This is a genomic window from Ralstonia sp. RL (assembly GCF_001683835.1).
GTDB classification, from domain to species: domain Bacteria; phylum Pseudomonadota; class Gammaproteobacteria; order Burkholderiales; family Burkholderiaceae; genus Ralstonia; species Ralstonia mannitolilytica.
Map to the genome: position 1 here is coordinate 136,525 of NZ_LWRX01000250.1, position 25,200 is coordinate 161,724.

Consider the following 25,200-nt stretch of genomic DNA (forward strand, 5'->3'; position numbering starts at 1 on the left):
GGTCACTCGCCGTAGCACAATGGATAGTGCACGCGCCTCCTAAGCGTGAGATACAGGTTCGATTCCTGTCGGCGGGACCACCGGATGCGGCAAAGCCAGGCAGCGTGCCTGGCTTTTTTGCTTGCTGGGTGCACAACGAACGACGAGGCCCGCCACCAGCGGGCGGGCCTATGGCTGCGGATGGCCCCGGGCCGTCTAGGTCAGCACCGGCAGAGCTTCGAGCACGAGCAGCCCGATCAGCACCCCGATGACCGTCAGCAGCACGCGGATCCCTACCCGCGCGCCTCGGATCACCAGTGGCGCAGACGCCAGTCCGATCACGCCCGCAACGCACACGGCGAGCAACAGATAAAGGTTGGAGAAGGCCATCGGGAATTCCATCATCCGCCCCTTTCCCGGCCGTCAGCGTGGCCGGTGTTTCGAGTATAGGACGCGACCCCCATCCGGCAAGCGGTGTCACGGCGGTTTGACGCACTGCAAAAAATCGTGCTATAGTCCGTGACTTGGCTGCTTACTGCCCATTGCGGTTGGCCGATGTGCTGGCTCAGGCCTGCGTCCATCGCCCATGACTCCGCCCCAAAAGCATGCGCAGCCGATTGCCATTGTGCTTGGCATCGTCTCCGATCTCCCGCGTGGATTTACATCACGCCGAAGGGACCGCCGCCCCACCTCGCTGATCCATGTGATCCACATTCAGCTTGAGGCCGGCCCACTCCCCCGCCTTGTCCGTTCTGCAGCCCGTCTGTCGAACCGGCCTTATTCGATTGGCGCCGACGCCCGTGATTAACCGGTCGCCGTATCCCCTTTCCGTCGTTCGCGTCAGTTGATGCGGCCGGCGCGGCAGCCTTACTTAAAAGCTATTCGACATGACGCAGCCTCAAGACGGCAGCGGCGCCATTGCGCACGCTGAAACCGCCACCACCACCGATCTCATCGCCAACGCCGCCACCCGTGCCAGCGCTTTTGCACAGCTGGGCCTGGACGAACGCATCGTCCGCGCGCTGGGCGAAGTGAACTACACCACGCCGACGCCGGTGCAGGCGCAAGCCATTCCGGCCTGCCTGCTGGGCCGCGACCTGCTGGTCACGAGCCAGACCGGTTCGGGCAAGACCGCAGCCTTCATGCTGCCGGCCATCCAGCGCATCAGCGAGCAGCCCGAGCCGCACCGTCCGCGCATGGACGGCCCGCCGCAGCGCATGAAGGGCCGTCGCCCCCGCCCGGCCCCAGCCAAGCCGTCGCTGCTGGTGCTCACGCCCACGCGTGAACTGGCCCTGCAGGTGACGACCGCCGCGTCGCAATACGGCCGCCACATGCGTCGGATCGTCTGTGCGAGCATCCTGGGCGGCATGCCCTATCCGAAGCAGCTCGACATGCTGGCACGCATGCCGGACATCATCATCGCCACGCCGGGCCGCCTGCTCGACCACATCGACTCGGGCCGCATCGACCTGTCGGCGCTGAACATGCTGGTGTTCGATGAAGCCGACCGCATGCTGGACATGGGCTTCGCCGACGACATCGAAGCCATCGTCGGCGCCACGCCGCAGTCGCGCCAGATGCTGATGTTCTCGGCCACCATGGACCGCCGCATCGAGCAGCTCGCCGAACGCATGATGCGCGACCCGCAGCGCATCGAGATCGCCGCCGCCAAGGTCGACCAGAGCCACATCGAAGAGCGTCTGCACTTTACCGACGACGTCTCGCACAAGGAGCGCCTGCTCGACCACCTGCTGCGCGATGCCACGCTCAAGCAGGCGATCGTGTTCACGGCCACCAAGCGCGATGCCGACTCGCTGGCCGAACGCCTGACCGAGACGGGCTTCTCCGCCGGCGCGCTGCATGGCGACATGCACCAGGGCGCCCGCAACCGCACGCTGACGGCGCTGCGCCGCGGCCAGCTGCGCGTGCTGGTAGCCACCGACGTGGCAGCACGCGGCATCGACGTGCCCGACATCACGCACGTGGTGAACTTCGACCTGCCCAAGCAGGCGGAAGACTACGTGCACCGCATCGGCCGTACGGGCCGCGCCGGCCGCAGCGGCATCGCCATCAACCTGGTGAACCACAACGACACGTTCCAATGGCGCCGCATCGAGCGCTTCGTGGACCGCCGCATCGACGCCAGCGTCATCGAAGGCCTCGAGCCGAAGCGCACGCCCAAGCCGCGCACCGGCGGCCCGCGTGCCGGCGGCGACCGTGGCGGCTATCGCGGTGGCAACGGCGGCGGCAACTGGCGCGGCCAGCGCGACGGCCATGCCGCGCGCCAAGGCAGCGGCGGCAGCAACGAAGGCCGCTTCCAGCGCAGCTTCGGTGGCGACCGCGATGGTTTCGCACCGCGTCGCGACGATCGCGGCGACCGCAACGGCGGCTACCAAGGCGGCCAGCGTGAATGGAACCGCGACGACCGCGCCCCGCGCCAGGCGTACGGCCAGCAAAACCGCGGCGACTGGCAACAGCGCCCGGCCCGCACGCAAGACGGCAACCGCGGCTACGGCAACGGTGGCGGTTATGGCAGCCGCGACGGCAACCGTGACGGCGCACCGCGTCGCTTCGGCGACAGCAACGGCAACCGCTTCGGCAACGACAACGGCAGCGGCGCCCCGCGTCGCGGCTACGGCAATCGCGATGGCAACCGTGACAGCTACGGCAGTAAGGGCCGCTCGCGCGACTTCGACCGTTGATCGGCTGAACACACCGCCGCCATGAAAAAACCCCACGTTCAAGAACGTGGGGTTTTTGCTTTCTGGGACGAGACCGATCTCCCTGCCGCGCGACCGCGCTCAGAGCGCACAGGTTCGGAAGCCGACAAAGATGTCGTCACGCTCGGGCAGCAGGAAGCCGCGGAAGCGCGGATGGCGTGCACGCTGCGGCGTATGCGCGGCGGCCCCGCGCACGGTCTGCATCGTCATGAAATGCGGCGCCGACAGGCTCGCCACGCGGCCGCGCGGCACGCCGGGCACGAAGTCCGGATACGGCTCGAATGGCGATGACGTCCATTCCCACACCTGGCCCCAATGGAAGCCGGCCCGGCCCTGCACCGCGGCCATCTCCCATTCGTCTTCGGTCGGCAGGCGGCGTCCGGCCCAGCGGCACCACGCCTGCGCTTCGTACAGGCTCACGTGGCGCACGGGTTCGTCGCGGTTGAGCGTGCGCGCCTGGCCGTAGCGCTGTACCTGCCACGCACGCGTGGCCGGTTCCCGCTGCCAGCCGAGAGGCGCGGAGCGCTCCTGCATCATCAGCCACTCCATGCCGGCTGGCGACCACCATTGCGGATGGTCATACCCGCCATCCTCGATGAACTCCAGATACTGGCCGTTGGTGACCGGCTGCGCGTCGATCTCGAACGCGGGCACATACGTCCGATAGGGCGGGCACTCGTTGTCGAAGAAGAAGCCGTCGGCATCCGGCCAGCCCATCTGGAATCGACCGCCGGGCAGCGACAGCATCTGCGCGGCCGGCACGGGAACGGCAGCCAGCGGCGGCTGCCCCGCCGGTTGCAGGCCAAGTATCTGCAGCAGGCCGTGCAGGTGCTCGGCGCGCAGGTCTTCATGGAAGACCGCCCACCGGAACGGCTCCAGCGCCGCATCATCGTCGGTGCCGAGCGTCGCGAGCTTGCGCAGCACGCGGTCGAGCACGTCATGTGCGTATTGCTTGACCGCGGCGATGCCGGGCAGCGTGAGTTCCCAGCAGGCGTCGGGCGGCATGCGGTCCATGTCGAAGAAGGTATCGGCGCCGTCCAGTGCGGCGGGCAGCGTGGCCTGCCAGCGCGCGAGATCCCACTCCGTACCGGCACCGTCTTCGATGGTGTCGCTGCCGCTGCGGCGCGGCTCGCGCAGGCACCAGAATTCGGCAAACCAGGCCAGTTGGCCCAGTGTCCAGAGCGGCGGCGCGTGGTGCGGCACGCGCTCGATCTGCCAGCCGCGCTGCGTATCGCCGAAGGCCGACAGCAGCGCAAGCGTGCGATTGCGTGCATCGACCAGGCTGTGCGCGATGCCCTGGCGTGGCAGGCGGCGGCCGTCGGTCCAGTCGGGAAGCGATCCAATGAAGGTCGGATCGGGAAGCATGAAGAATTCAGCCATCGCGGCACACCTCGGGCGGGAATCGATCCATTATCGCACCGCCCTCCGGGCTCGCGAGCCGCGCTAGCGGCTGATGCTCGCATGGCACACGGCAAAGTCGCTGGCGGCATCGGTCCATGCGTGCAGGTCGTCGAAGCCGGCATCCGCAAACAGCTTGCGCAGGCGGGGCAGATCGTATTTGACCGAATTCTCGGTATGGATGCGCTCGCCGGCGGCAAAGGCGCGCGTGTGCTTGCCCCACCGCACCGTCACATCGCGACGGGCTTCGAGGTGCATCTCGATCCGGTGCACGTCGTTGCGGTACAGCGCGAGATGGCGCCAATCCCGCACATCAAAGTCGGCACCGAGCAGCCGGTTCAGGTTGCGCAGGATGTTGAGGTTGAACGCGGCCGTCACGCCCAGCGGGTCGTCGTACGCGGCTTCCAGCCGGCGTGGATCCTTGATCAGGTCGATCCCGATCAACATGCTGTCCCCCGGCGATGAAGCCTCGCGCAGGCGACCGAGGAAGGCGCAGGCTTCGTCAGGCGTGAAGTTGCCCAGGCTCGATCCCGGATAGAACCACACGCGCCGGCCCGAACCCACGGCGTCGGGCAGGGCCAGCGGCGCGCACAGGTCTGCGCCGATACCCACCATCGGCAGATGCGGATGCTGACGCGCCAGCGCGCGCAGCGTGTCGCGCAGAAAATCCGCCGAGATGTCGATCGCCACATAGCGCGAGGGCGCCAGCGTGCGGAACAGGCGCGCGGCCTTCTCGCAATTGCCGGCGCCCAGGTCGACGAGCGTTGCGCCGCGCCCCACGCGCAAGGCGATCTCGGCGGCATGCAGGCTGAAGATCGCGGCTTCGGTGCGGGTCGGGTAGTACTCCGGCAGATCGGTGATCGCCTCGAACAGGCGCGAACCGAGCGCGTCGTAGAAGAACTTCGGGCTCACGCTGGCCGTGGGCGCGAGCAGGCCGGCTTCGGCCTCGGCACGCAGCGCAGCATCGTCTTCGGTAAAGAGTTGGTAGAACGTCAGGCCTGCGCCGACGGCGTCGACGGTGGCCGGCGGCTGGATCAGTCGGGCCAGCGCGCGGCGGGCATAGGCATCGGCGGACGGCTTGGTGGCCTGCATGGTGTCTCCCGTTGGAGTGGAACGGCACGGTGCTGCATGGTCTGAAAGCCGTAGGCAGCGAGAAATGTGCCATGGGCTCCGCACTGGTGACGCATCGACGAGTTTGCAGCGTAGACGCCGCTTTGTGACAGCGCCACCGTTCTTTCACCCGAGCCCCTGGCAATGCCGCATCCCGCCGAACGTAAAAATCACCTGCCTCGCTGAAAAAACCGCGCATGTGGCGATGCGACGCCATGGCTACGCTTGCGCACCGCAACATGGCAGGAGTGCGCTACAATGCGGGCTTCCTCAAAGGGGAGTAGCTCGGGGGTTCTTCAGCCCCAGGCACGATCGTCATGACGAAGCATGCGCTTCCGGTCGTGCCGGCATCGGCAGGTTGCCAGCCTGCCCGTGTCGAGCAAGACCTTTGCAACCGGATTCATGGTCTGCAAAGCGTCTCGCCCCAGCATTCCATGCGGTTCGGTCCACCGGTTTTTCACTGTTGTTTGACCTGGAGCCACCATGGAATGGTTGTCTGACATCTTCACCATGCAGTTTGCAGCGGCGCTGGCATCGATCATCGTGATCGACCTCGTGCTTGCAGGCGATAACGCCATCCTCATCGCGCTGGCCGCGCGCAACCTGCCGCCCGAGCTGCAGAAGAAGGCCATCCTCTGGGGCGCCGCCGGTGCCATCATCGTGCGGGCGCTGATGACGCTGGCGGTGGTGTGGCTGCTGAAGATCCCAGGCCTGATGCTGGTGGGCGGCCTCGCGCTGGTATGGATTGCGTGGAAGCTGCTCGCTGACGAAGGTCAGGGCGATGACGAACACGGCCCCGGCAGCACCACGCTGATGGGTGCCATGAAGACCATCATCATCGCCGACGCCGTGATGGGCATCGACAACGTGCTCGCCATTGCGGGCGCATCGCACGGCAGCTTCCTGCTGGTGGTGCTCGGCCTCCTGATCAGCGTGCCCGTGGTCGTGTGGGGCAGCGGCGTGGTACTGCGCCTGATCGAGCGCTTCCCGATCATTGTCTACGGTGGTGCGGCGGTGCTGGCCTATACCGCCGCGCACATGATCGTGGCGGAGCCCGTTCTCAAGCCGTTCTTTGCGGAACGGCGGCCGCTGATGTGGGCCGTGTACGCGCTGGTGTTCGCGATCGTGCTGGGCGGCGGCTGGCTCGTCCAGCGCCGCCGCCAGCAGGCCGCCTAAGCCTGGATCGGCTGGCCGGCGAGGACTCGCGCCAGCATGGCGCGGTCGATGTTGCCGCCGGTCAGCGGCAGGCCGATGCGCAACCCGGCCAACTGGTCCCGCTGCTGCCATGCGCCCGCCAGGGCCGCGGCGGCAGCGCCCTCGGCCACATTGTGCGTGGTGGAGAAGTACAGGCGGATGGCCTCGGCCACTGCATCGTCCGTCACGGAAACGACCGCGTCGACGCCGGCCCACATCACCTCCAGCGCCTGGGCGTCCGGCGTGCGGACGGCCAGCCCATCTGCGAGCACCGTCGACACTGGCGCCGAGACCGGGGCGCCACTCGCGAACGAATGCGCATAGCACTGTGCGTGCGCAGACACCACGCCCACGATGCGGGTCGACAACCCCAGCGCATCGCGCGCCCGCACCGCCGCGCAAATACCCGAGCCCATGCCGATCGGCACGTAGACGACGTCCAGCGGCACGGCCTCGAAGAACTCCAGCCAGTAGCTCGCCACACCCACGACCAGGTCTTCGTGATACGAAGGCACGTAGTGCAAGCCTCGCTCGGCCGCGAGTTGCGCAGCCACCTCGCGGCTGGCCTGGAAGTCCTCGCCCACCTCGATCAGCTCGGCACCCAGGCCGCGCATGGCGGCGTTCTTCTCGACGCTGTTGCCATGCGGCACGACGATGGTGGCGGCCAGGCCGCTTCGGCGTGCGGCCAGGGCGATCGACTGACCGTGATTGCCACGCGTTGCGGCAATCACACCGCGCAGCCTGGGCTCGCGGCTGCGCAAGGCGTGCAGATAGGTCAATCCGCCGCGCACCTTGAACGCACCCACCTCCGTATGGTTCTCGTGCTTGACCCACACGGCGGCTCCCAAGGCTTGCGACAACAGAGGCCAGCCATATTGGGGCGTCGGCGGAATCACCGCGTGGACGACACGTGCGGCGGCGCGCAGGCGACGCAGTTCAGCGGCACGGTCGAGCGAGGGGGCGGGGTTCACGGGCGACATGGCAATCTCCGGCAGACAGTTGGCAGCGATGAGCGCATCTTCCCAGGCGATTCTGCCCCGCAACATCGACAATTCCGCGGTTTGTCAGTCCAACTGTTCCGCCCCGCCAGCCGGGCCAGTTTGCGGACACCGCCAGTACAGTCGGGCCGTGGCCGCCCACGTTACAATGCGGCTCAACCGATTTCCGACGCCCTGCTCCACGAATGCAGCCCTATCTCGATCTGATGCGCCATGTCTACGAACATGGCACCGACAAAGCCGACCGCACCGGCACCGGTACGCGCTCCGTGTTCGGCTACCAGATGCGCTTCAACCTGCAGGACGGCTTCCCGCTGGTGACCACCAAGAAGGTCCACATCAAGTCCATCGTCTATGAACTGCTATGGTTCCTCCAGGGCGCGACCAATGTGCGTTGGCTGCAGGACAACGGCGTGACGATCTGGGACGAGTGGGCCGATGCCGACGGCGAGCTGGGCCCCATCTATGGCTATCAGTGGCGCTCGTGGCCGACGCCCACCGGCGAGCACATCGACCAGATCGCCGAGCTGATCGCGCAGATCAAGCGCAATCCGGATTCGCGCCGATTGATCGTCTCGGCCTGGAACGTGGCCGACATTCCGCGCATGAAGCTGCCGCCCTGCCATGCGTTCTTCCAGTTCTACGTGGCCGACGGCAAGCTGTCGTGCCAGCTGTACCAGCGCAGCGCCGACATCTTCCTCGGCGTGCCGTTCAATATCGCCAGCTATGCGCTGCTCACGCACATGATCGCGCAGCAGACCGACCTGGACGTAGGCGACTTCGTCTGGACCGGCGGCGACTGCCACCTCTACAACAACCACTTCGAACAGGTCGAAACGCAGCTCGCGCGCGAGCCGCTGCCGCTGCCCAAGCTGCACATCAAACGCAGGCCCGAGAGCATCTTCGATTACCGGTACGAAGACTTCGAGATCGTCGGCTACCAGAGCCATCCGGCCATCAAGGCGCCTGTGGCGGTGTAACGGCATGACGATCCTCACGCTCATCGTCGCCCGCGCCCGCAATGGCGTCATCGGCCGCGACAACGACCTTCCCTGGCGCCTGCCCGAAGACCTCGCGCATTTCAAACGCACCACCATGGGCGCGCCCATCGTGATGGGCCGCAAGACGTACGAATCGATCGGCCGACCGCTCCCGGGCCGCCGCAACATCGTCGTCACGCGCAATGCCAAGCTGGAGTTGCCGGGCTGCGAGATCGCATATTCGATGGAAGACGCGCAGCGCCTGTGCGTGGGCGCCGAGCAGATCTTCCTCATCGGCGGCGCGCAGCTGTATGCGGATGCCCTGCCGAGCGCCGATCGCCTGATCGTGACCGAGATCGACGCCGACTTCGAAGGCGATGCGTACTTTCCGGCGCCCGATCCCAAGGTGTGGCGCGAAGTCGCGCGCGAGACGCACCACGCCACACCGCCCAACGATTTCGACTACGCCTTCGTGACATACGAACGGCCTCCCTCGGACGAGCAATAAGCCAGTAGCGGCCACAAAGAAAAACGCGCTCAGTTACGAGCGCGTTGTTTGTTCCTCGCTGCGGCAATTCACTCGCCGGCAATCGTCATCTGCTCGATCAGGATGGAGCCGGTTTCCTTCGTGCCGCGCACCAGTGCATCCGCGCCGATGGCGACGATCTGGCGGAACATGTCACGCAGGTTGCCCGCGATGGTGATCTCTTCCACGGGGTATTGGATCACACCGTTCTCCACCCAGTAGCCCGACGCACCGCGCGAGTAGTCGCCCGTCACGTAGTTCACGCCCTGACCCATCAGTTCAGTCACCAGCAGGCCCGTGCCCATGCGGCGCAGCATGCCTGCAAAGTCGTCTTCAGGCCCGGTCTTGTCGGAGAACAGCGTCAGGTTGTGCGAGCCCCCCGCGTTACCCGTCGTCTGCATGCCGAGCTTGCGCGCGGAATACGTCGACAGGAAGTAGCCCTCCACCACGCCGTTCCTGACCACATCGCGGCGCTGGGTACGCACGCCTTCCTCATCGAACGGCGCGCTGCCCATGCCGTTCAGAACGTGCGGGTCTTCCTTGATCTGCACGTGCGGCGCAAAGACTTCCTTGCCCAGCGAATCGAGCAGGAACGTCGATTTGCGATACAGTGCGCCGCCCGACACCGCCTGCACGAACGCACCCAGCAGGCCCGCCGCCAACGGTGCCTCGAAGAGCACCGGGCACTTGCGGGTGGTCAGCCGGCGCGCGCCCAGGCGTGCCAGCGCACGCTCCGCGGCGTACTTGCCGATGGCCTCGGGCGCAGCGAGATCCTTGGGCGATCGCTTGGAGGAATACCAGTCGTCGCGCTGCATATGCGCGCCCGAGCCGGCAATCGGCGCGGCCGAAATGAAGTGCCGCGAATACGGATAGCCGCCCATGAAACCACGCGAAGTGGCCAGCACGAAGTGCGAATGCTGCGCCGAAATGCTCGCGCCGTCGCTGTTGCGGATCTTCGGGCTCACGGCAAAGGCGGCGGCCTCGGCGGCGCGGGCGATCTCGACGGCGGCTTCGGCATCGATCGTCCACGGGTGGTAGAGCTGCAGGTCTTGCGGGTGCTTCTCCAGCAGTTCCTCTTCTGCCAGGCCCGCGGCATCGTCATCGGCCGTAAACCGAGCGATGTTGTAGGCCGCTTCCACTGTTGATCGCAGTGCGGCCGGCGAGAAATCCGACGTGCTGGCGTTGCCGCGCTTCTTGCCCAGCATGACCGTCACGCCGACGACCTTGTCGCGGTTCTGTTCGATGGTCTCGATCTCGCCCTTGCGCACCGTGACCGACAGGCCCTGCCCTTCGGAGATTTCCGTTGCGGCGTCGGTGGCGCCGAGCTCGCGTGCAATGCGCAGCACATCGGTGGCCATCTCCTGGAGCTGTTCGCGGCGATACGCGAAAACGGAACCGGTGGTGGAATCGAGCGTTTGAGACATAGGCGAAGAGGAGAGAAACTTGGGCCCGTGCGGGGCCGTTTTTGGCGGAAACGCCCATCATAGCAAGATACAATGCGCGCCATGAGCCGAGCATCCCGACACAACCCCACGTATCTGCAACCTGTCGTGCGCACCGACATCGGTGACGAGGACGACCCGGATACGCCCAAGAGCAAATCGCAGCGCAAGCGCGAGGTCAACGCCCTCCAGGACCTCGGCAGCGCACTGGAAGCGCTGCCCAAGGACAAACTCGCCAAGGTGCCGCTGCCCGAAACGCTGGCCGACGCCCTGCGTGAGGCCAAGCGCATCACGAGTCACGAGGGCAAGCGCCGCCAGATGCAGTACATCGGCAAGCTGATGCGCGCTCTCACCGACGAAGACGTCGAAGCCATCCGCCGCGTGATGGCCACGTTCGTGGGTGCTTCCAAGGCGGAAACCGCGCGCCTGCACGCCATCGAGCGCTGGCGCGACCGGCTGATCGCAGGCGACGATGCTGTCACCGAGTTCATCGCCGCGCATCCGGATACCGACGTGCAGGCTCTGCGGACACTGGTGCGCAACGCGCGTAAGGAAGTGCAACTGGCCAAGCCGCCCAGGTCGTCGCGCGAGTTGTTCCAGATGGTCAAGCAGACGCTGGCCGGCAATGACCGCGAAGACGAATCCGACCAACCCGAAGCCGAAGACGACCGCGCATGACTGCCTCCGCCCCGCTCACCCGCCGGCACGCCGACGAACTGATCGTCGGTTTTGTATCGATTTCGGACCGCGCCTCAGCCGGCACGTACCAGGACGAAGGGATTCCGGCACTGCGCGACTGGTTTGGCACCGCGCTGTCGTCGCCATGGCAAGGGGTGGAACGACTGATTCCGGACGATCGGGCGACGATCTCCGAAACGCTGATCGACCTCGTCGACCACGCCGGCTGCGACCTGGTGCTCACCACTGGCGGCACCGGCCCCACGCGCCGCGACGTCACGCCCGAGGCCACGCTCGCTGTCGCCACGAAGGAGATGCCCGGTTTCGGCGAGCAGATGCGCCAGATCAGCCTGCAGTTCGTACCGACGGCGATCCTGTCGCGGCAGGTGGCAGTCATCCGCGAAACGCCGACCCGCGCAGCGTTGATCATCAACCTGCCTGGCCAGCCGCGCGCCATCAAGGAAACGCTCGAAGGCCTGAAAGATGTGGAGGGCCGCGCTACGGTGCCGGGCATCTTTGCCGCCGTGCCGTACTGCATCGACCTGATCGGCGGCCCGTACATTGAAACGTACGACAGCGTGGTCAAGGCCTGGCGACCCAAGCATGCCGTCCGCGCGAAGCCGCTGCAGGCTTAAGGCGCGACCGACGAGGCCAGCGCCTCGGCCTCCGGCGTCTGGCGCTCATCGCGGATGAAGTGCTCGCGGTAGTAGCGCAGCTCCTCGATCGACTCGATGATGTCCGCATACGCCGTGTGCTGCTGACGTTTCACGAAGCCCTTGGCAATGGCCGGCTGCCAGCGCTTGCAGAGCTCCTTGAGCGTGGAGACGTCCAGATTGCGGTAATGGAAGTACGCCTCCAGCTTGGGCATGTAGCGCGCCATGAACCGGCGGTCCTGGCAGATGGAGTTGCCGCACATCGGCGATTTGCTTTTCGGCACCCACTTCTTGAGGAATTCGAGCAATTCGGCTTCGGCTTCGGCTTCCGTCGTGGTCGAAGCCTTGACCTTGTCGATCAGGCCCGAGCGGCCGTGCGTGCCCTTGTTCCATGCGTCCATGCCGTCGAGCAGCTCGTCGGACTGGTGAACCACGAGCACCGGACCTTCCGCGAGCACGTTCAGTTCCGAATCGGTCACCACCACGGCCACTTCGATGATGCGGTCGTTCTCGGGGCTCAGGCCGGTCATCTCCATGTCGACCCAGACCAGGTTGTTGTCGCTCTTGGCGGCAATCCTGGCGGGGGCGGCGCTGGTGGAGGATGCAACGGGCTGGGAAACAGGGTTACTCACGCGAAGGCCTTGAGAAAATGACTGAAGGCTATAATTTTCGCATATTCGATAGGGTTTCCCCCACATGCCAGCCTTTACCGTTGTCTTTCTGGTCGCTCTCGCCCTGATGTCCGCCACACGCCTGTGGCTCGCGGCCCGGCAGATTCGCCACGTGGCGCGTCACCGCAACGCCGTGCCCGCGCAGTTTGCCGAGGCGATCACGCTCGACATGCACCAGAAGGCCGCCGACTACACCATCGCCCGTACCCGCCTGGCGATGCTCGAAGTGCCGGTGCAAGCCGCGCTGCTCATCGCGCTGACCCTGTTCGGCGGGCTGAACTGGATCAACCAGGCCTGGCTCGGCGTGTTCGGCCCCGGCTATGCGTATGCGGTCGCGCTCATTGCGTCGGTCATCGTCATCAGCAGCGTGGTCGAGCTGCCGTTCTCGCTGTACGCACAATTCGTCGTCGAGGAACGCTTCGGCTTCAATCGCATGACGTGGAAGCTCTGGGCGGTCGACCTGATCAAGGGCATCCTCATCGGCACCGTGCTGGGCCTGCCGCTGCTGCTCGCCGTCCTCTGGCTGATGGACAAGATGGGCGCGCACTGGTGGCTCTACACCTGGATCGTCTGGATGGCGTTCATGCTGTTCGTGCAGGCCATCTACCCGAACGTCATCGCCCCGCTCTACAACAAGTTCACCCCGCTGCAGGACGAAGAGATGCGTACGCGCATCGAAAGTCTGCTCAAGCGGTGCGGGTTCGCCAGCAAGGGCCTGTTCGTGATGGATGGCAGCCGCCGCAGCGCGCACGGCAACGCCTACTTCAGCGGCTTCGGCGCGACCAAGCGCATCGTCTTCTTCGATACGCTGCTCGAGCGCCTGAATGCTTCCGAAATGGAAGCCGTCCTGGCGCATGAGCTCGGGCACTTCAAGCGCCACCACATCACGAAGCGCATCGCCGTCACGTTTGTGTTGAGCCTCGGTGCGCTCGCGCTGCTGGGCTGGCTGATGACGCGGACGTGGTTCTACCTCGGCCTTGGCGTCGCCCCCAATCTTGGCGCCGACAACCACGCGCTGGCGCTGATGCTGTTCTTCCTGGTGCTGCCGGTGTTCACGTTCTTCGTGTCGCCGCTGGCGAGCCTGTCGTCGCGCAAGGACGAATACGAGGCCGACGCGTTTGCCGCCGAGCACGCGGATGCCAAGCAACTCGTCTCGGCCCTCGTCAAGCTGTTCCAGGACAACGCCTCGACGCTGACGCCGGACCCGGTGTACTCGACCTTCTACTACTCGCACCCGACCGCGTCGCAGCGCGTGGCGCGTCTCGTGCAGGCCGGGGCATGACGCGCGGCAAACCGGGCCGCGCCCACAAGCAGGCTGCCACGGGCGAGCGCGGGCTTGTCATCGCCGCGCACGGCCGTCACTACCTGGTCGAACGCGAAGGCAGCGGCTTGCTGCAGTGCTTTCCGCGCGGCAAACGCAGTGAATGCGCCGTCGGCGATCACGTCATCTATGAGGCGACCGCGGTCGACCAGGGTGTCGTCGTGCGCGTGGAAGAGCGGCGCAATCTGCTCTATCGGTCCGACCAGTTCAAATCGAAAATGCTGGCGGCCAACCTGGACCAGGTCATCATCATGCTCGGCACCGAACCGAGCTTCTCCGAAGACCTGCTCGGCCGCGCGCTCGTTGCGGCGGAGTCCCTCGGCATCGCGCCGCTGATCCTGCTCAACAAGATCGACCTGACGGCGCGGCTCGAGACAGCACGCTCGCGGCTCGCGCTGTATCGGGAGCTCGGCTACACGATCGTGGAACTGTCCGTGCACGGTGCCGCCGAAGCCGCACACGCGGCACTGCAGCCGCATGTGGCCGGGCGCGCGTCCATCCTCATCGGGCAATCCGGGATGGGCAAGTCATCGCTGCTGAATCTGCTGATTCCGGGCGTCGATGCGCAGACGCGCGAGATCTCCGAAAAGCTCGATTCCGGCAAGCACACGACCACGTTCACGCGGCTCTACCATCTCCCTGCAGACTGGGGCCGCGACGGTGTGCTGATCGATTCGCCCGGCTTTCAGGAATTCGGCCTGCACCACCTGACCGAAGGCATGCTCGAGCGGGCCTTCCCGGAATTCCGCCCGCATCTGACCGCATGCCGCTTTTACAACTGCCGCCACCTGCAGGAACCTGGCTGTGGCATTCTGGGAGCGATGGAGGAAGGCAAGATTGATCCGCGCCGACACCAGCTCTACGCGCAGTTGCTGCACGAATCGGAGCAGCAGAAGCCCTGGTAGCGGCAGATGGACGTTCGGGGAGGCTGTGAGATGAAACTGTTGATCAGCAGTCCGTCGCTCGGCATGGCCGCGCATTGGCAGAACGTGCTGACCGCGGCCGGCATCCGCACCGAACTGCGCAACATTTACCTCAGCAGCGTGGCGGGTGACGTTCCGCCGCAGGATTGTGCGGCCCAGGTGTGGCTCGTGGACCCGGCGCAGGAAGTCCAGGCGCAGGCAGTGCTCGACCAGGCGCAACATCCGCCCCCCGGCTCGGCCTGGCGCTGCACGCACTGTGGGGAAATGCACGAACCGCAGTTCGCCCAGTGCTGGCGCTGCGGAAAAGACCGCGAGGACGCGGCCTGACGGGTCAGATACCGTGCCCGGTCAACCGAGCCACACGGCTATCGACAGCATCGCGAGCAGCAGCATCCACAGCACCACCGCACGCCACACCAACCCCACCGCGGACTGCAGGGTACGCACGTTCGGCTCTTGGCCGACTTCCATCGGATACGCCGCGTCTTCGTCGGCGAGGCTGTCTGCCGAATCGCGTTGCGGAATCGGCGTGCCAAGGCGTACGCCCAAGGCCCCCCCGCCAGCGGCCAGCAAGATACCGTTGACCTCGTCGCTCCATTTGGCCGCCCGATTGCGCCAGGCGTAGATGGCGTCTTCAAAATTACCGACGATGGCGAAGCCGATAGCGGTCAGGCGCGAGGGAACGTAATCGATGACGAAGAACGCCTGGCGCGCAAACAGGCCAAGGGCGGGGCTGCGCGTCGACGAGGTATCGCTCCAGTGGCGGGCAAGATATTCTGCGCCGCGATACAGCACGACACCCGCCGGGCCGATCGGCACCAGAAACCAGAAGAACACCCCAAACACATGGCGATGCGCCGCCACGATCGCGCATTCGAGCGTGTGACGGACGATCTCGTTTGCCGGCATATCCGTCGTGTCGCGCCCCGACCACTCGTTGAGCAACAGGCGCGCGGTGACCACGTCATCGCTGCGCAGCGCCTCGTGGATATCCGTGAAATAGTGGCTGAACTGGCGGAAGCCGAGGGTCAGGTAGACCATCAGCACGTTCCACAGAAAGGCGAGCACGAGGCTGATCGACGACAGCAGGTAATGTACCAGCGCAACCACCACCACGGCAGGCAGCGTGACCACACACCAGGCCAGCACAGCATCGCGGCGATTGCCGGTATCGAACCATTCTTCCGCCCGCGCGGCCAACGCACGCACGACATCGTAGATGGGGTTGTCGCGGCTGAGCGCACGGAACTGTTCGACGATCAGCGCGCAGAGTACGGAGAAGAAAGTCATTGGAGGGGCGTTGCGAAGGCGTTGATCACGCCGTGAAGGCGATGTGCAAGACGATAGCACACAGCGTGCGCGCAACAGCGCACCGTGACACGGACGCTACGCCGCCAGCAGGTGATACAGGTTGCGGAGCATGCCCGCCGTCGCGCCCCAGATGAAGTGGTATGCGCCGTCGGACCGACGATATGGCATGGCATAGAAGCGGCGCACGCGGTCTTCCCAGCGCAACTCGCGCACCTCGTGGTTGGCCGGGTCCATCAGGAAGGCGAGCGGCACTTCAAAGACTTCGGCGACTTCACTCGGATCCGGCCGCAGCACAAAATCCGGTGTGAGCAGCCCCACCACGGGGCTCACGTGAAAACCCGTGCCGGTGATGTAGTCCGGCAGGCGGCCGACCACCTCGATGTGGTCGCCCGCGATGCCCACTTCCTCGTCCGTCTCGCGTAGTGCGGTATCAACGGCGTCACGGTCAATGGCTTCGCGCCCGCCGCCCGGAAAGCTGATCTGCCCCGCATGCTGGCTGAGCGACGCATTGCGTTGCGTCAGCAGCACCGTCAATCCCGCGTCACGCTGTACCAGAGGCACCAGGACGGCAGCCTCGCGCAGCTTGAGCGACGCGTCGATCAGACGCGACTCGTCCGTATGCTCCGGCTCCCAGTCGGGCGGCGTACGCAGACGATCGCGCACGAACTCGGCCGTCAGCCGCTCCGCCCCGAGCGCCGGCAACGATGCCTCGGACGGCACCACGGGCAACTGCTGGGGATCGAACACGGGACGGCGCATGAAGGGAAACAATGAGTGGTGGGCAGAAGGCAGCCAGCGCGTCCATCTTCCACCCCGAAAGAGAAAAAAGGCACCCGAAGGTGCCTTTTCGCAATGCGCGCAGATTACTCCGCAGCGGCTTCCTTGCGCTTGAAGGTCAGCTTCTCCTTGATGCGTGCCGACTTCCCCGAGCGCTCGCGCAGGTAGTACAGCTTGGCACGGCGAACATCGCCGCGACGCTTCACTTCGATGCTGGCCAGCAGCGGCGAGTACAGCTGGAACGTACGCTCCACGCCTTCGCCCGAAGAAATCTTGCGAACGATGAACGACGAGTTCAGGCCGCGATTGCGCTTGGCAATCACCACGCCTTCATACGCCTGCACACGCTTGCGGTTGCCTTCCACGACGTTCACGTTGACGATCACGGTATCGCCAGGGGCGAACGGGGGGATCGTCTTGTTGGCCGTCAGGCGCTTGATTTCTTCCTGCTCGATTTGCTCGATGAGATTCATCTTTTTCTCCTTGACCATCATGCCGGCGTTTTGCCCGGTACCAACCGTGGCCCCGGTAGAGGATGGGAACTTCAATCGGCCGAGGCTTCCGGTGTGGAAACTTCCGACCCCTTTGCCGTTATCACCGCGGCAGCGAGGAAAGCCTCATCGCTGCGGGACAACAAACCTTGCCTGCGCGCAGCGTCGATCAGATCGGGCCGCTTGCGCATCGTATTCAACAGCGCCTGCTGGCGGCGCCACTTCTCGATCTCGGCGTGGTGGCCGCCCAGCAATACATCGGGCACACGCACACCTTCGTACTCTTCCGGCCGTGTGTAGTGCGGACAGTCGAGCAGGCCGTTGACGAAACTGTCCTGCACCGCCGACTGCGCGTCGCCCAGCACACCGGGCAACTGCCGCACGACCGCATCGATGATGGCCATCGCCGCGATCTCGCCGCCAGACAGCACGAAATCGCCGAGGCTGATTTCCTCATCGACCCGGCGATCGACCAGGCGCTGGTCAATCGCCTCATAGCGCCCGCACAGCAGCGTGAGGGCCGGCAGCTGCGCCAATTCCATCACTCGCCGGTGCGTGAGCGGCTTGCCTTGCGGCGACAGCAGCACCACATGCGAAGCTACCGGCGCCTGCGCGTCACGGATCGCATCGAGCGCGGCTTCCAGCGGCTTGGCGAGCATCACCATGCCCGGGCCACCGCCATAAGGCCGGTCATCCACGGTACGGTAATTGTCCGTCGTGAAGTCGCGCGGGTTCCAGGTACGCAACGTGTACACCTGCTGCTTGGCTGCCCGGCTGGTGATACCCCAGTCGGTCAGCGCCCGGAACATCTCCGGGAACAGCGAGATGACATCGAACTGCATCGCCGAATTCTCCGGCCGCATGTTCAGTAATCCAGACCCCAGTCGACGACGATGCGCTTGCCCGCAACATCCACCGACTTCACGTAGACCTCGACAAACGGCACCAGCCGCTCGACGTCGTCTTCTCCAACGACCCGCAAGATCTGATGCGCGCCGTTGTCGATCAGGCCAGCCACCGTACCGAGCGTTTCCTGCTGTTCGTTGACGACAGTGGCGCCGATCAGGTCGACCCAATAGAACTCGTCGTCATCCGGCTCGGGAAACTCTGCCCGGCTGACCCACACGGCACAGCCACGCAGCGCCTCGGCGACATTGCGGTCCGGCACCGCAGGCGAACCTGCCACCACCGTACCGCTGTGCTCGCGCGATGTGCCGACCGAGAACACCCGCCATTCCGCAGATGCAGCCGGCACAGCAGCAGCCGGCTTCAGCCACCACGTACGCGCATTCAGCAACGCGTCGGCATCCCCATGCGGCTGCACCTTGATCCAACCGCGAATGCCATAGGCACCGCCCACATAGCCGACCTCGACAAGATCATCGGGCAGCGCCGGGTTGCCGCCGACCCGCGGCCGCATGGCCTGCAAGCGTTCGGCCACCTTTTGCGAGGCGGTCTCGGCAGCTTTGGTCACGGGGCTTTTACGTGCCCCCGACGGTGTCGATACCGGGCGCGTCACGGCAGGAAGTGCTCGGACGGCACCGTCGATCGACGCATGCTAAAACTCAGGCAGCCGCCTTCTTGGCGCCCTGCTTCACCAGACGGGCGACCGTCGGCGACAGTTGCGCGCCCACGCCTTCCCAGTAGGTCAGACGGTCTTGAGCAATGCGCAGACCTTCTTCGCCTTCGGAGGCGAGCGGATTGTAGAAACCGACGCGCTCGATGAAACGGCCATCACGGCGGTTACGCGAGTCGGTCGCGACGATGTTGAAGAACGGGCGCTTCTTGGAGCCACCGCGGGCCAGACGGATCACGACCATGGATCTTTTCCTTGAAAAACTGGGTATGCGTACAGAGAAACACGCGATTATAGCTCAATTTTCCAGACCAAACAAACACTTAGGAGCATCGCAACCACGCTGCTGTCGGCGCGACCTGGTACAGAGGTTCGCCGGCTGGGCGATTATGCTTGCCGCGTGGCTTGGCGCCGGATCCTCAGCGGGAGCCAAACCCTTGCTGGACACGCTGCGCGTGCCGTCCGGCTTCCGGGTCGAATTGCTCACCGACGCGATACCCGCCGCGCGCGAGATGGCGCTGTCTCCCGCGGGCATCCTGTATGTTGGCAGCCGCGCGGGCAACGTGTACGCGCTGCCGCTGCAGGCGCCAAACGCGCACGTGCGGATCGTGGCGTCGGATTTGAAATTGCCGGTGGGGGTAGCCTGGCACGGCGGCAGCCTCTATATCTCGGCGGTGTCGCGCGTGGTGCGGCTTGACGGCATCGACGAGCGGCTCGACCGACCGCCCCCGCCCGTCGTCGTCAACGACAAACTGCCCACCGAGGCGCAACACGGCTGGAAATTCATCGCGTTCGGCCCGGACGGCAAGCTGTATGTGCCGGTGGGCGCACCTTGCAACATCTGCCGCCCGGATGAAAACCGCTACGCCAACCTGATGCGCATGAACGCAGACGGCAGCGGACTCGAGGTCGTTGCGCGAGGCATCCGCAACACGGTCGGTTTCGACTGGCACCCGGTCACGCACGAACTGTGGTTCACCGACAACGGCCGCGACTCGATGGGCGACGACCAGCCGGACGACGAACTGAACCGCATCGCGCAGCCGAACCCGCATTTCGGCTTTCCGTTCTGCCATGCGGGAAATATTCCCGACCCCGACTTCGGCGCGGGACACCCGTGCAAGGACTACGTACCGCCGGTGGCCAGACTCGGGGCACACGTGGCTGCGCTAGGCATGCGTTTCTACACCGGCACGAGCTTCCCGCCGGAGTATCGCAACAACATTTTCATTGCCGAGCATGGCTCGTGGAACCGCTCGTCCAAGGTCGGCTATCGCGTCGTGCGTGTGGTGCTGGACGCCACGGGCAAGGTCACGAAGCAGGAGCCGTTTGCGCAAGGCTGGCTCCAGGACGACCGCGCGCGGGGACGCCCGGCCGATGTGCTGGTCGCGCCCGATGGCAGCTTGCTTGTCAGCGACGACGAGGCCGGGGCGGTGTATCGCATCCGCTACATCGGCAGATGACGTACACGCCCCCTTCAAGCAGGGCCCCGGGCGTGAGGGAAACATCTCGTTACACAGGAAACCTTTGGACAGTGGATGCACGCTCACTGAAGCCGTACATTGACAGGCATGAACACGCGTTGCTGCTCTGTCTCCCTCGTACCAACAATGCCTGCGGCGCGTGGTGCTTTTGAACCTTCGCCCGACAGGAGATAGCCATGCCGATCCGCGCATTGCTTCGCCCGTTGGCGGCGGGTGTTCTGATCGTCGCCTCTGCGGGCGCCTTGGCTGCCAGCGCAACGGCGCGTCAGGCGGCCGTCGCCTTCGCCGAGCCCCCCATGCCGGCATGGCCGATGACCGCCGGCACAGCCGCGCACTCTCGTCCGCTGGTCACGCAGTTCTTCGCCGGCGCGCGCGAAGACCAGGCGGCCCGGATCCGCGCGCAGATGGAGCGGATGGAAGCCCGTGCACGCGCCGATGACCGCCTGAACGGCCGTGTGCAGCCCCGCGAAAGCGGCGGCCGCGGCGACTGGCAACAGCAGGAGCGCATGCGCCAGGAACGCGGCAACGCCGATCAAGGCAACTGGCGCAGTTCGCGCCGGGGCTGATGCAAAGCGGGCACCGCTTCACCGTCCGGAACTTGCCCTCGGACAGCCTTGTCGTACTGGATGACGCGCCGCGCCTCGACGTGCGCGCGTCATCACACCGATCACAACGACAACAGGTGCTTCAATGCTGTCCAATCTCTACCGCCATGTGCGGCTCATCCTCGGTCTGATATGGACCTCCGCCTTCATGCTGATGCTCGTTCACCTGCTCTATGGTGAAACCAGCCTGCGCCACCAGGCGCCGCAAATGCTGCAAGACCTGACGGCTTCGATGGGTGTGCCGTCGCTGCGTCCGGTCCCGATTTAGCTCCGCTCCCCCCTCCACCGCAGCGCCTGCCCAGGGCTGTGCGCGTCCGGCCGAATTGACGGCCCATTCCCCAGATTGCTGATGTGTCTTTAAGACGCGTGCGCGGCGCCGCTCGTTGGCTGCGCCGCGGTTTGTGTTGGGCGTAGAATGCGCGGCGCTGTGTCCTCTTGCCGTGCCGTGAGTTCTACGCCCCGCCATGCCTTCCACCACCCTCGAAAAAAAATCCAAGCTGCTGACCGTGCTGCTCGCCTTTCTGTTCGGAAGCGTGGGCGCGCACCGCTTCTACCTGCGGGGCGCGCGGGACTTCTGGGCGTGGGCCCAAGTCATGGCGATGGTGCTCGGCGCGATCGGCGTGGCGCTGCTGTGGTCGACGCAGCGCGCCAGCGTGCCGGGGTGGGTATGCGCCATCATCGGCGCATCTTCCGTGCTGGCGGGGTTTCTTTCGGCGCTCGTCTACGGCCTGCGACCCGACGACAGATGGGACGCGCAATTCAACGCGGGCGGCACGCCCACCCGCTCGGGCTGGCCTGTGGTGGTGCTTACCATCCTGACGCTGATGATCGGCACGGGCCTGCTGATGGCGGGGCTCGCCATCACGTTCCAGACGTATTTCGAATCGCAGGTGCAGGCTGCGAAGGAACTGTCGCAATAAGCCGGTCAGAACAGGCTGCCCTGGCGCTCGTCGAGGGGCTTTCTTGGCTTGGCCGCGCGCGCAGGCGGTTTGAACTGCGATGTGTCGAGCACCCGTTCGTTGTAGCGGTGGTAGCTGAAGCCGAGCCTGTCGGCGGCCTTGTAGAAGCGCTGGCGCAGCAAATCCGCCCAGATGCCGGTGCCGCGCATGCGCGTGGCGAAGTCGGCCTTGTAATCCTGACCACCGTGCAGATCGCGAACGCGGTTCATCACGCGTTGCGCTCGATCGGGGAAATGCGCCGTCAGCCAGTCCTGGAACACGGCGTTCAACTCGTTCGGCAGCCGCAGCACGATGTAGCTCGCGTACGTGGCGCCGGCCTCGCGTGACGCTTCGAGAATCTGCTCCATGTGGTCGTCGGTGATGAAAGGGATCATCGGCGCGACGCTCACACCCACCGGAATGCCCGCTTCCGCCAACGTGCGTATCGTGCGCAGCCGCCGCGACGGCGTGGCCGCGCGGGGCTCGAGCTTGCGCGCGAGGTCGGCATCGAGCGTGGTGATCGTCACGGCCGCCACGACGAGGTTCTTGGCGGCCATCGGCGCTAACAGGTCGATGTCGCGCTCGATCAATGACGACTTGGTGATGAGCCCCACAGGGTGGTCGCAATCGTGCAGGACCTGCAGCACGTCGCGCGTGATGCGCAGTTCGCGCTCGATGGGCTGGTAGGCGTCGGTGTTGACGCCAAGCGCGATCGGCTCGCAGCGGTAGCTCGGCTTGGCGAGCGTTTCGCGCAGCAGCTCGGCGGCATTCGTTTTGGCAAACAGCTTCGTCTCGAAATCGAGCCCGGGAGACAGTTCGAGATACGCGTGCGTGGGCCGCGCGAAGCAATACACGCAACCATGCTCGCAACCGCGATACGGATTGAGCGACACGCTGAACGGAATGTCGGGCGACTGGTTGTGGCTCAGGATCGAGCGCGCGCGTTCGATGGAGACGCTCGTCTGCAGGCGCGGCGGCGCGTCGGCGGCGTCGAACTGGCCGACGAGGGGCTGCCAGCCGTCATCGACGCGTGTGCGTTCATCGCGTTCGAAACGGCCTTGCAGATTGGAGGTGGCGCCGCGTCCCTTGCGCGGGACGTGGCGGTCGGACATATCGGGCACAGCGGAATGGAGTCGTATGCGGGGGCCGGGCTGATCCTATCGCATCCGCCCGCGTTCCGCTGGGGTGGCGCCGGCTACGCTTCCGGGTCGAGCGTCACTTCCCAGAGCGATTTGCCGTCAAGGTCGTGCAGCGACACGTGCATCGTGCGCGTGGCGGGATCGATCCTCGCGCGGCCGTAGTACTGCTGCAGCGCGGCGGGCGACTGGTTCTGCGGATTGTCCTTCGGGATGCTGACGTAACGCACATCCGGCCCGAAGGTTTGGTCGACCTCGTTGGGCCCGAACGTGCCCGCGTTGATCGGGCCGCCGACAAATTCCCAGAACGGTTTGAACTCCGTGAACTTCGCGCGCGACGGGTGATGGTACGTGGCCTGCGCGTAGTGCACATCGGCCGTCACCCACACCACGTTCTGGATGTTCTCCTGCTTGATGAAGCGCAGGAGCTCGGCCAGTTCCAGCTCGCGGCCGGACGGCCCGCCGTCATCGGCGTTCGCCCACGCTTCGTAGGTGCCCTTGGGTACGTCCGGGTTCAGGTCGGGCACCACCAGCGAGATCGGCATGTCGCTGGCAATCACTTTCCACGTCGCCTTCGATTGCTTGAGTGATTGCTTGAGCCACGCCGTCTGGGCTGGGCCAAGGAAGGCGGAGTCTGCATCGAGCGTGGTCTGGCGATTCGGCGAATTGCGGCCGCGATAGCTGCGCTCATCGAGCATGAAGACGTCGAGCAGCGGGCCGTGTTGGAACGCGCGGTAGATCTGCTCCGGGTCGAGCGGGTTGAAGCGGAACGGGTTGTATTCGAACATCGCCTGCTTCGCCCGCGCGGCGAGCAGCGACGCGCTGCGCTCCTGGTAGCGCTTCTCTTCCGGGCCGATCTGCTGACCGGGATACCAGTTGTTGCGCACCTCGTGATCGTCCCATTGCACGAGGAACGGCACTTCGGCGGCGAAGCGACGCTTGTTCCTGTCGAGTTGGTTGTAAGCGAAGGCGCCGCGGTAATCGTCCAGCGTTTGCGCGACGTGCGACTTGGCTTCGGTGACGAGATTGGTCCACAGCGAGCCGTCCGGCAGCTTCACCTCTGCCTGGATGGGGCCGTCGGCGTAAATCTGGTCGCCGGAGTGGATGAAGAAGTCGGGCGATTCGCGGCGCATCGCTTCGTACAGGCGGTAGCCGCCGAAGCGCTCATTGATGCCCCAGCCCTGCCCGGCTTCATCGCCGGAGAAGACGAAGCAGATCGGCCGATCGGCCTGCACGGGCGCGGTGCGGAGGCGGCCGCTGACGGGCTCGCTGAATGCCTTGTCGTGCACGAGATCCTGAAAGCGGACGCGGTAGAACACATCGGCACCGGCGGGCAGGCCGGTCAGGTCAACGCGGGCCGTCAGGCCGTTGCCCTCGATGGCAGCGGGGCCCACGCGGCGGGCGACGTGCTTGAAGGCGGCGTCGGTCGAATATTCGACGATCATGCGCGCCGGACGGTCGGTCCGGCTCCACACGATCGCGCTGTCCGCGGTGATATCACCGCTCATCACGGCGCCGGGCACTTGCGGACGCAGTCGCTCGGACGTCACCACGGCAGGCGCGACGCCCTGCGCGAGCACTTCCCCGATTCGCGCGCCGAGCAACGCGGCGCCGCCGGCGGAAACAAGACCTTTGATCAGCGTGCGGCGGGTCGGCTTGAAGATCGGCTGGTCGGACATGGCATCGGCATACGGGATCGAAATGCCGGCCAGCGTAAGGCGCTTCCGTGACAGTGCGACGTCACCCGCCCTCTTCCGTCACGTCGATGGCGAGCGTCTCCTTGATCTCCTCCATCACGATGTAGCTCTTTGACTGCACCGCGCCGGGCAACTGCAGCAGGATGTCGCCCAGCAGGCGCCGGTATTCGCTCATCTCGCGGATGCGCGCCTTGATGAGGTAGTCGAAATCACCCGAGACGAGGTGGCACTCCAACACCTCGGGAATGCGCAGGACCTCGCGCCGGAACTGCTCGAACATGTTGCCGGATTTGCTGCCCAGGCTGATCTCGACGAACACGAGGAGCGAAGCCCCGAGCATGGCGGGATTCAGCCGCGCGTAATAGCCGAGGATGAAGCCTTCGCGCTCCAGGCGTTTGACGCGCTCGATGCACGGCGTGATGGTCAGGCCGACGGCCTCCGACAGTTCCTTCATGGAGAGCCGCCCGTCCTTCTGCAGCAGGTCGAGGATGCGGCGGTCGAGCTTGTCGAGGGCCCGCACGGGCTTGCGCTGGGTTCGCATGATCAAGGGGAGCCGCAGCCGGGCCCAAAATCGAAGTTGTTCCTGTTTCCC

Annotated in this window: 28 protein-coding genes and 1 tRNA gene; 14 read left to right on the forward strand and 15 right to left on the reverse strand. The window is 65.5% G+C overall.

Translation table 11 applies throughout. The features are described from left to right. The first annotated feature begins 5 nt into the window (after positions 1 to 5). Positions 6 to 80: transfer RNA gene (locus A6M56_RS23485), tRNA-Arg, on the forward strand. A 115-nt stretch (positions 81 to 195) separates the two neighbouring features. On the opposite strand, the gene A6M56_RS23490 is transcribed toward A6M56_RS23485, so the two are convergent. Beyond that, the gene (locus A6M56_RS23490) at positions 196 to 384 is read right to left on the reverse strand and encodes a hypothetical protein (RefSeq protein WP_045786375.1); all 189 of its coding nucleotides are present in this window, start codon (positions 382 to 384) and stop codon (positions 196 to 198) included. A gap of 482 nt (positions 385 to 866) precedes the next feature. Between A6M56_RS23490 and A6M56_RS23495 the strand changes: the two genes are divergently transcribed. Further along, the gene (locus A6M56_RS23495) at positions 867 to 2,681 is read left to right on the forward strand and encodes a DEAD/DEAH box helicase (RefSeq protein ID WP_045786374.1); all 1,815 of its coding nucleotides are present in this window, start codon (positions 867 to 869) and stop codon (positions 2,679 to 2,681) included. 99 nt (positions 2,682 to 2,780) lie between these two features. Here the strand turns inward: A6M56_RS23495 and A6M56_RS23500 are convergent, their stop codons facing one another. Both A6M56_RS23500 and egtD read right to left on the reverse strand, forming a co-directional pair. Beyond that, positions 2,781 to 4,079, reverse strand: coding sequence for an ergothioneine biosynthesis protein EgtB (locus tag A6M56_RS23500; RefSeq protein WP_045786373.1), 1,299 nt, complete (start codon positions 4,077 to 4,079; stop codon positions 2,781 to 2,783). Positions 4,080 to 4,142: 63 nt separating this feature from the next. Then, a complete protein-coding gene (gene egtD / locus A6M56_RS23505) occupies positions 4,143 to 5,189 on the reverse strand; it encodes an L-histidine N(alpha)-methyltransferase (protein WP_045786372.1) in 1,047 nt (348 codons plus the stop codon). Between the two features lie 501 nt (positions 5,190 to 5,690). On the opposite strand from egtD, the gene A6M56_RS23510 reads away from it, so the two are divergent. Then, on the forward strand, positions 5,691 to 6,383 hold the full coding sequence (locus A6M56_RS23510; RefSeq protein ID WP_102079499.1) for a TerC family protein: 693 nt from the start codon (positions 5,691 to 5,693) through the stop codon (positions 6,381 to 6,383). On the opposite strand, the gene A6M56_RS23515 is transcribed toward A6M56_RS23510, so the two are convergent. After that, complete coding sequence (locus A6M56_RS23515) at positions 6,380 to 7,381, reverse strand: threonine dehydratase (protein WP_102080228.1); 1,002 nt, start codon at positions 7,379 to 7,381, stop codon at positions 6,380 to 6,382. The genes A6M56_RS23510 and A6M56_RS23515 overlap by 4 nt on opposite strands. A gap of 203 nt (positions 7,382 to 7,584) precedes the next feature. Here A6M56_RS23515 and A6M56_RS23520 point away from each other — a divergent pair, with 203 nt between their 5' ends. Together A6M56_RS23520 and A6M56_RS23525 are read left to right on the forward strand one after the other, a co-directional pair. Beyond that, positions 7,585 to 8,379: a thymidylate synthase gene (locus tag A6M56_RS23520; RefSeq protein ID WP_045786370.1), complete on the forward strand. Its 795-nt coding sequence runs from the start codon at positions 7,585 to 7,587 to the stop codon at positions 8,377 to 8,379. A 4-nt stretch (positions 8,380 to 8,383) separates the two neighbouring features. Further along, a complete protein-coding gene (locus A6M56_RS23525) occupies positions 8,384 to 8,887 on the forward strand; it encodes a dihydrofolate reductase (protein WP_102079498.1) in 504 nt (167 codons plus the stop codon). A 68-nt stretch (positions 8,888 to 8,955) separates the two neighbouring features. On the opposite strand, the gene pmbA is transcribed toward A6M56_RS23525, so the two are convergent. Beyond that, on the reverse strand, positions 8,956 to 10,329 hold the full coding sequence (gene pmbA, locus A6M56_RS23530; RefSeq protein WP_045786368.1) for a metalloprotease PmbA: 1,374 nt from the start codon (positions 10,327 to 10,329) through the stop codon (positions 8,956 to 8,958). Positions 10,330 to 10,410: 81 nt separating this feature from the next. Between pmbA and yjgA the strand changes: the two genes are divergently transcribed. Both yjgA and mog read left to right on the forward strand, forming a co-directional pair. Beyond that, complete coding sequence (gene yjgA, locus A6M56_RS23535) at positions 10,411 to 11,025, forward strand: ribosome biogenesis factor YjgA (RefSeq protein WP_286758470.1); 615 nt, start codon at positions 10,411 to 10,413, stop codon at positions 11,023 to 11,025. Next, positions 11,022 to 11,660: a molybdopterin adenylyltransferase gene (gene mog / locus A6M56_RS23540; RefSeq protein WP_045786366.1), complete on the forward strand. Its 639-nt coding sequence runs from the start codon at positions 11,022 to 11,024 to the stop codon at positions 11,658 to 11,660. The genes yjgA and mog overlap by 4 nt, the downstream gene beginning before the upstream one ends. Here the strand turns inward: mog and orn are convergent. Further along, positions 11,657 to 12,310 carry an oligoribonuclease gene (orn, locus tag A6M56_RS23545; protein WP_045786365.1) on the reverse strand — a complete coding sequence of 218 codons (654 nt, stop codon included), beginning with the start codon at positions 12,308 to 12,310 and terminating at the stop codon, positions 11,657 to 11,659. The genes mog and orn overlap by 4 nt on opposite strands. A gap of 64 nt (positions 12,311 to 12,374) precedes the next feature. Between orn and A6M56_RS23550 the strand changes: the two genes are divergently transcribed. Genes A6M56_RS23550 through A6M56_RS23560 form a run of 3 tightly spaced genes read left to right on the forward strand, consistent with a single transcriptional unit; the run spans position 12,375 to position 14,920 of the window. After that, a complete protein-coding gene (locus A6M56_RS23550; protein WP_045786364.1) occupies positions 12,375 to 13,631 on the forward strand; it encodes a M48 family metallopeptidase in 1,257 nt (418 codons plus the stop codon). Beyond that, positions 13,628 to 14,575, forward strand: a complete 948-nt coding sequence (gene rsgA / locus A6M56_RS23555; protein WP_102079496.1) for a ribosome small subunit-dependent GTPase A — start codon at positions 13,628 to 13,630, stop codon at positions 14,573 to 14,575. The genes A6M56_RS23550 and rsgA overlap by 4 nt, the downstream gene beginning before the upstream one ends. A 30-nt stretch (positions 14,576 to 14,605) precedes the next feature. Next, entirely contained in the window at positions 14,606 to 14,920 is a 315-nt protein-coding gene (locus tag A6M56_RS23560) for a hypothetical protein (RefSeq protein ID WP_102079495.1), read from the forward strand. A 21-nt stretch (positions 14,921 to 14,941) separates the two neighbouring features. On the opposite strand, the gene A6M56_RS23565 is transcribed toward A6M56_RS23560, so the two are convergent. The 6 genes from A6M56_RS23565 to rpsP all read right to left on the reverse strand — a co-directional run bounded on the left by A6M56_RS23565 (position 14,942) and on the right by rpsP (position 18,992). Next, a complete protein-coding gene (locus A6M56_RS23565; protein WP_045786361.1) occupies positions 14,942 to 15,883 on the reverse strand; it encodes a CobD/CbiB family protein in 942 nt (313 codons plus the stop codon). A 96-nt stretch (positions 15,884 to 15,979) separates the two neighbouring features. Then, positions 15,980 to 16,663 carry a CoA pyrophosphatase gene (locus tag A6M56_RS23570; protein ID WP_102080227.1) on the reverse strand — a complete coding sequence of 228 codons (684 nt, stop codon included), beginning with the start codon at positions 16,661 to 16,663 and terminating at the stop codon, positions 15,980 to 15,982. A 104-nt stretch (positions 16,664 to 16,767) separates the two neighbouring features. Further along, positions 16,768 to 17,154, reverse strand: a complete 387-nt coding sequence (rplS, locus tag A6M56_RS23575) for a 50S ribosomal protein L19 (protein WP_045786360.1) — start codon at positions 17,152 to 17,154, stop codon at positions 16,768 to 16,770. 71 nt (positions 17,155 to 17,225) lie between these two features. Continuing rightward, positions 17,226 to 18,014 carry a tRNA (guanosine(37)-N1)-methyltransferase TrmD gene (gene trmD / locus A6M56_RS23580; protein WP_102080226.1) on the reverse strand — a complete coding sequence of 263 codons (789 nt, stop codon included), beginning with the start codon at positions 18,012 to 18,014 and terminating at the stop codon, positions 17,226 to 17,228. A 23-nt stretch (positions 18,015 to 18,037) separates the two neighbouring features. Continuing rightward, a complete protein-coding gene (gene rimM / locus A6M56_RS23585) occupies positions 18,038 to 18,592 on the reverse strand; it encodes a ribosome maturation factor RimM (protein WP_102080225.1) in 555 nt (184 codons plus the stop codon). Positions 18,593 to 18,737: 145 nt separating this feature from the next. Then, complete coding sequence (gene rpsP, locus A6M56_RS23590) at positions 18,738 to 18,992, reverse strand: 30S ribosomal protein S16 (RefSeq protein WP_063393076.1); 255 nt, start codon at positions 18,990 to 18,992, stop codon at positions 18,738 to 18,740. A gap of 145 nt (positions 18,993 to 19,137) precedes the next feature. On the opposite strand from rpsP, the gene A6M56_RS23595 reads away from it, so the two are divergent. The 4 genes from A6M56_RS23595 to A6M56_RS23610 all read left to right on the forward strand — a co-directional run bounded on the left by A6M56_RS23595 (position 19,138) and on the right by A6M56_RS23610 (position 21,757). Next, complete coding sequence (locus A6M56_RS23595; RefSeq protein WP_102079494.1) at positions 19,138 to 20,211, forward strand: PQQ-dependent sugar dehydrogenase; 1,074 nt, start codon at positions 19,138 to 19,140, stop codon at positions 20,209 to 20,211. 197 nt (positions 20,212 to 20,408) lie between these two features. Then, positions 20,409 to 20,798: a hypothetical protein gene (locus tag A6M56_RS23600; RefSeq protein WP_102079493.1), complete on the forward strand. Its 390-nt coding sequence runs from the start codon at positions 20,409 to 20,411 to the stop codon at positions 20,796 to 20,798. 124 nt (positions 20,799 to 20,922) lie between these two features. Beyond that, positions 20,923 to 21,105, forward strand: coding sequence for a hypothetical protein (locus A6M56_RS23605; protein ID WP_045786356.1), 183 nt, complete (start codon positions 20,923 to 20,925; stop codon positions 21,103 to 21,105). Between the two features lie 196 nt (positions 21,106 to 21,301). Continuing rightward, a complete protein-coding gene (locus tag A6M56_RS23610) occupies positions 21,302 to 21,757 on the forward strand; it encodes an NINE protein (protein ID WP_102079492.1) in 456 nt (151 codons plus the stop codon). A 5-nt stretch (positions 21,758 to 21,762) separates the two neighbouring features. Here A6M56_RS23610 and A6M56_RS23615 read toward each other — a convergent pair whose 3' ends face one another. The 3 genes from A6M56_RS23615 to A6M56_RS23625 all read right to left on the reverse strand — a co-directional run bounded on the left by A6M56_RS23615 (position 21,763) and on the right by A6M56_RS23625 (position 25,149). After that, positions 21,763 to 22,887, reverse strand: coding sequence for a PA0069 family radical SAM protein (locus tag A6M56_RS23615; protein ID WP_062739386.1), 1,125 nt, complete (start codon positions 22,885 to 22,887; stop codon positions 21,763 to 21,765). An 83-nt stretch (positions 22,888 to 22,970) separates the two neighbouring features. After that, positions 22,971 to 24,590, reverse strand: a complete 1,620-nt coding sequence (locus tag A6M56_RS23620; RefSeq protein ID WP_102079491.1) for an alkaline phosphatase D family protein — start codon at positions 24,588 to 24,590, stop codon at positions 22,971 to 22,973. Positions 24,591 to 24,651: 61 nt separating this feature from the next. Next, positions 24,652 to 25,149 (reverse strand): Lrp/AsnC ligand binding domain-containing protein, encoded by a 498-nt coding sequence (locus tag A6M56_RS23625; protein WP_045787821.1) that lies wholly within the window; start codon positions 25,147 to 25,149, stop codon positions 24,652 to 24,654. Between the last annotated feature and the right edge of the window lie 51 nt (positions 25,150 to 25,200).

Excerpts from the sequence above, each read along its gene's own strand:
- yjgA (WP_286758470.1), top strand. The coding sequence starts at position 10,411 with ATGAGCCGAGCATCCCGACACAACCCCACGTATCTGCAACCTGTCGTG.
- A6M56_RS23625 (WP_045787821.1), bottom strand. The coding sequence starts at position 25,149 with ATGCGAACCCAGCGCAAGCCCGTGCGGGCCCTCGACAAGCTCGACCGC.
- A6M56_RS23570 (WP_102080227.1), bottom strand. The coding sequence starts at position 16,663 with ATGCGCCGTCCCGTGTTCGATCCCCAGCAGTTGCCCGTGGTGCCGTCC.
- mog (WP_045786366.1), top strand. The coding sequence starts at position 11,022 with ATGACTGCCTCCGCCCCGCTCACCCGCCGGCACGCCGACGAACTGATC.
- trmD (WP_102080226.1), bottom strand. The coding sequence starts at position 18,014 with ATGCAGTTCGATGTCATCTCGCTGTTCCCGGAGATGTTCCGGGCGCTG.
- A6M56_RS23510 (WP_102079499.1), top strand. The coding sequence starts at position 5,691 with ATGGAATGGTTGTCTGACATCTTCACCATGCAGTTTGCAGCGGCGCTG.
- rsgA (WP_102079496.1), top strand. The coding sequence starts at position 13,628 with ATGACGCGCGGCAAACCGGGCCGCGCCCACAAGCAGGCTGCCACGGGC.
- A6M56_RS23490 (WP_045786375.1), bottom strand. The coding sequence starts at position 384 with ATGATGGAATTCCCGATGGCCTTCTCCAACCTTTATCTGTTGCTCGCC.
- A6M56_RS23500 (WP_045786373.1), bottom strand. The coding sequence starts at position 4,079 with ATGGCTGAATTCTTCATGCTTCCCGATCCGACCTTCATTGGATCGCTT.
- A6M56_RS23520 (WP_045786370.1), top strand. The coding sequence starts at position 7,585 with ATGCAGCCCTATCTCGATCTGATGCGCCATGTCTACGAACATGGCACC.
- A6M56_RS23600 (WP_102079493.1), top strand. The coding sequence starts at position 20,409 with ATGCCGATCCGCGCATTGCTTCGCCCGTTGGCGGCGGGTGTTCTGATC.
- pmbA (WP_045786368.1), bottom strand. The coding sequence starts at position 10,329 with ATGTCTCAAACGCTCGATTCCACCACCGGTTCCGTTTTCGCGTATCGC.
- egtD (WP_045786372.1), bottom strand. The coding sequence starts at position 5,189 with ATGCAGGCCACCAAGCCGTCCGCCGATGCCTATGCCCGCCGCGCGCTG.
- rpsP (WP_063393076.1), bottom strand. The coding sequence starts at position 18,992 with ATGGTCGTGATCCGTCTGGCCCGCGGTGGCTCCAAGAAGCGCCCGTTC.
- A6M56_RS23595 (WP_102079494.1), top strand. The coding sequence starts at position 19,138 with ATGCTTGCCGCGTGGCTTGGCGCCGGATCCTCAGCGGGAGCCAAACCC.
- A6M56_RS23605 (WP_045786356.1), top strand. The coding sequence starts at position 20,923 with ATGCTGTCCAATCTCTACCGCCATGTGCGGCTCATCCTCGGTCTGATA.
- A6M56_RS23525 (WP_102079498.1), top strand. The coding sequence starts at position 8,384 with ATGACGATCCTCACGCTCATCGTCGCCCGCGCCCGCAATGGCGTCATC.
- rplS (WP_045786360.1), bottom strand. The coding sequence starts at position 17,154 with ATGAATCTCATCGAGCAAATCGAGCAGGAAGAAATCAAGCGCCTGACG.
- A6M56_RS23550 (WP_045786364.1), top strand. The coding sequence starts at position 12,375 with ATGCCAGCCTTTACCGTTGTCTTTCTGGTCGCTCTCGCCCTGATGTCC.
- A6M56_RS23515 (WP_102080228.1), bottom strand. The coding sequence starts at position 7,381 with ATGTCGCCCGTGAACCCCGCCCCCTCGCTCGACCGTGCCGCTGAACTG.
- A6M56_RS23620 (WP_102079491.1), bottom strand. The coding sequence starts at position 24,590 with ATGTCCGACCAGCCGATCTTCAAGCCGACCCGCCGCACGCTGATCAAA.
- A6M56_RS23565 (WP_045786361.1), bottom strand. The coding sequence starts at position 15,883 with ATGACTTTCTTCTCCGTACTCTGCGCGCTGATCGTCGAACAGTTCCGT.
- rimM (WP_102080225.1), bottom strand. The coding sequence starts at position 18,592 with ATGCGGCCGCGGGTCGGCGGCAACCCGGCGCTGCCCGATGATCTTGTC.
- A6M56_RS23615 (WP_062739386.1), bottom strand. The coding sequence starts at position 22,887 with ATGTCCGACCGCCACGTCCCGCGCAAGGGACGCGGCGCCACCTCCAAT.
- A6M56_RS23495 (WP_045786374.1), top strand. The coding sequence starts at position 867 with ATGACGCAGCCTCAAGACGGCAGCGGCGCCATTGCGCACGCTGAAACC.
- A6M56_RS23560 (WP_102079495.1), top strand. The coding sequence starts at position 14,606 with ATGAAACTGTTGATCAGCAGTCCGTCGCTCGGCATGGCCGCGCATTGG.
- A6M56_RS23610 (WP_102079492.1), top strand. The coding sequence starts at position 21,302 with ATGCCTTCCACCACCCTCGAAAAAAAATCCAAGCTGCTGACCGTGCTG.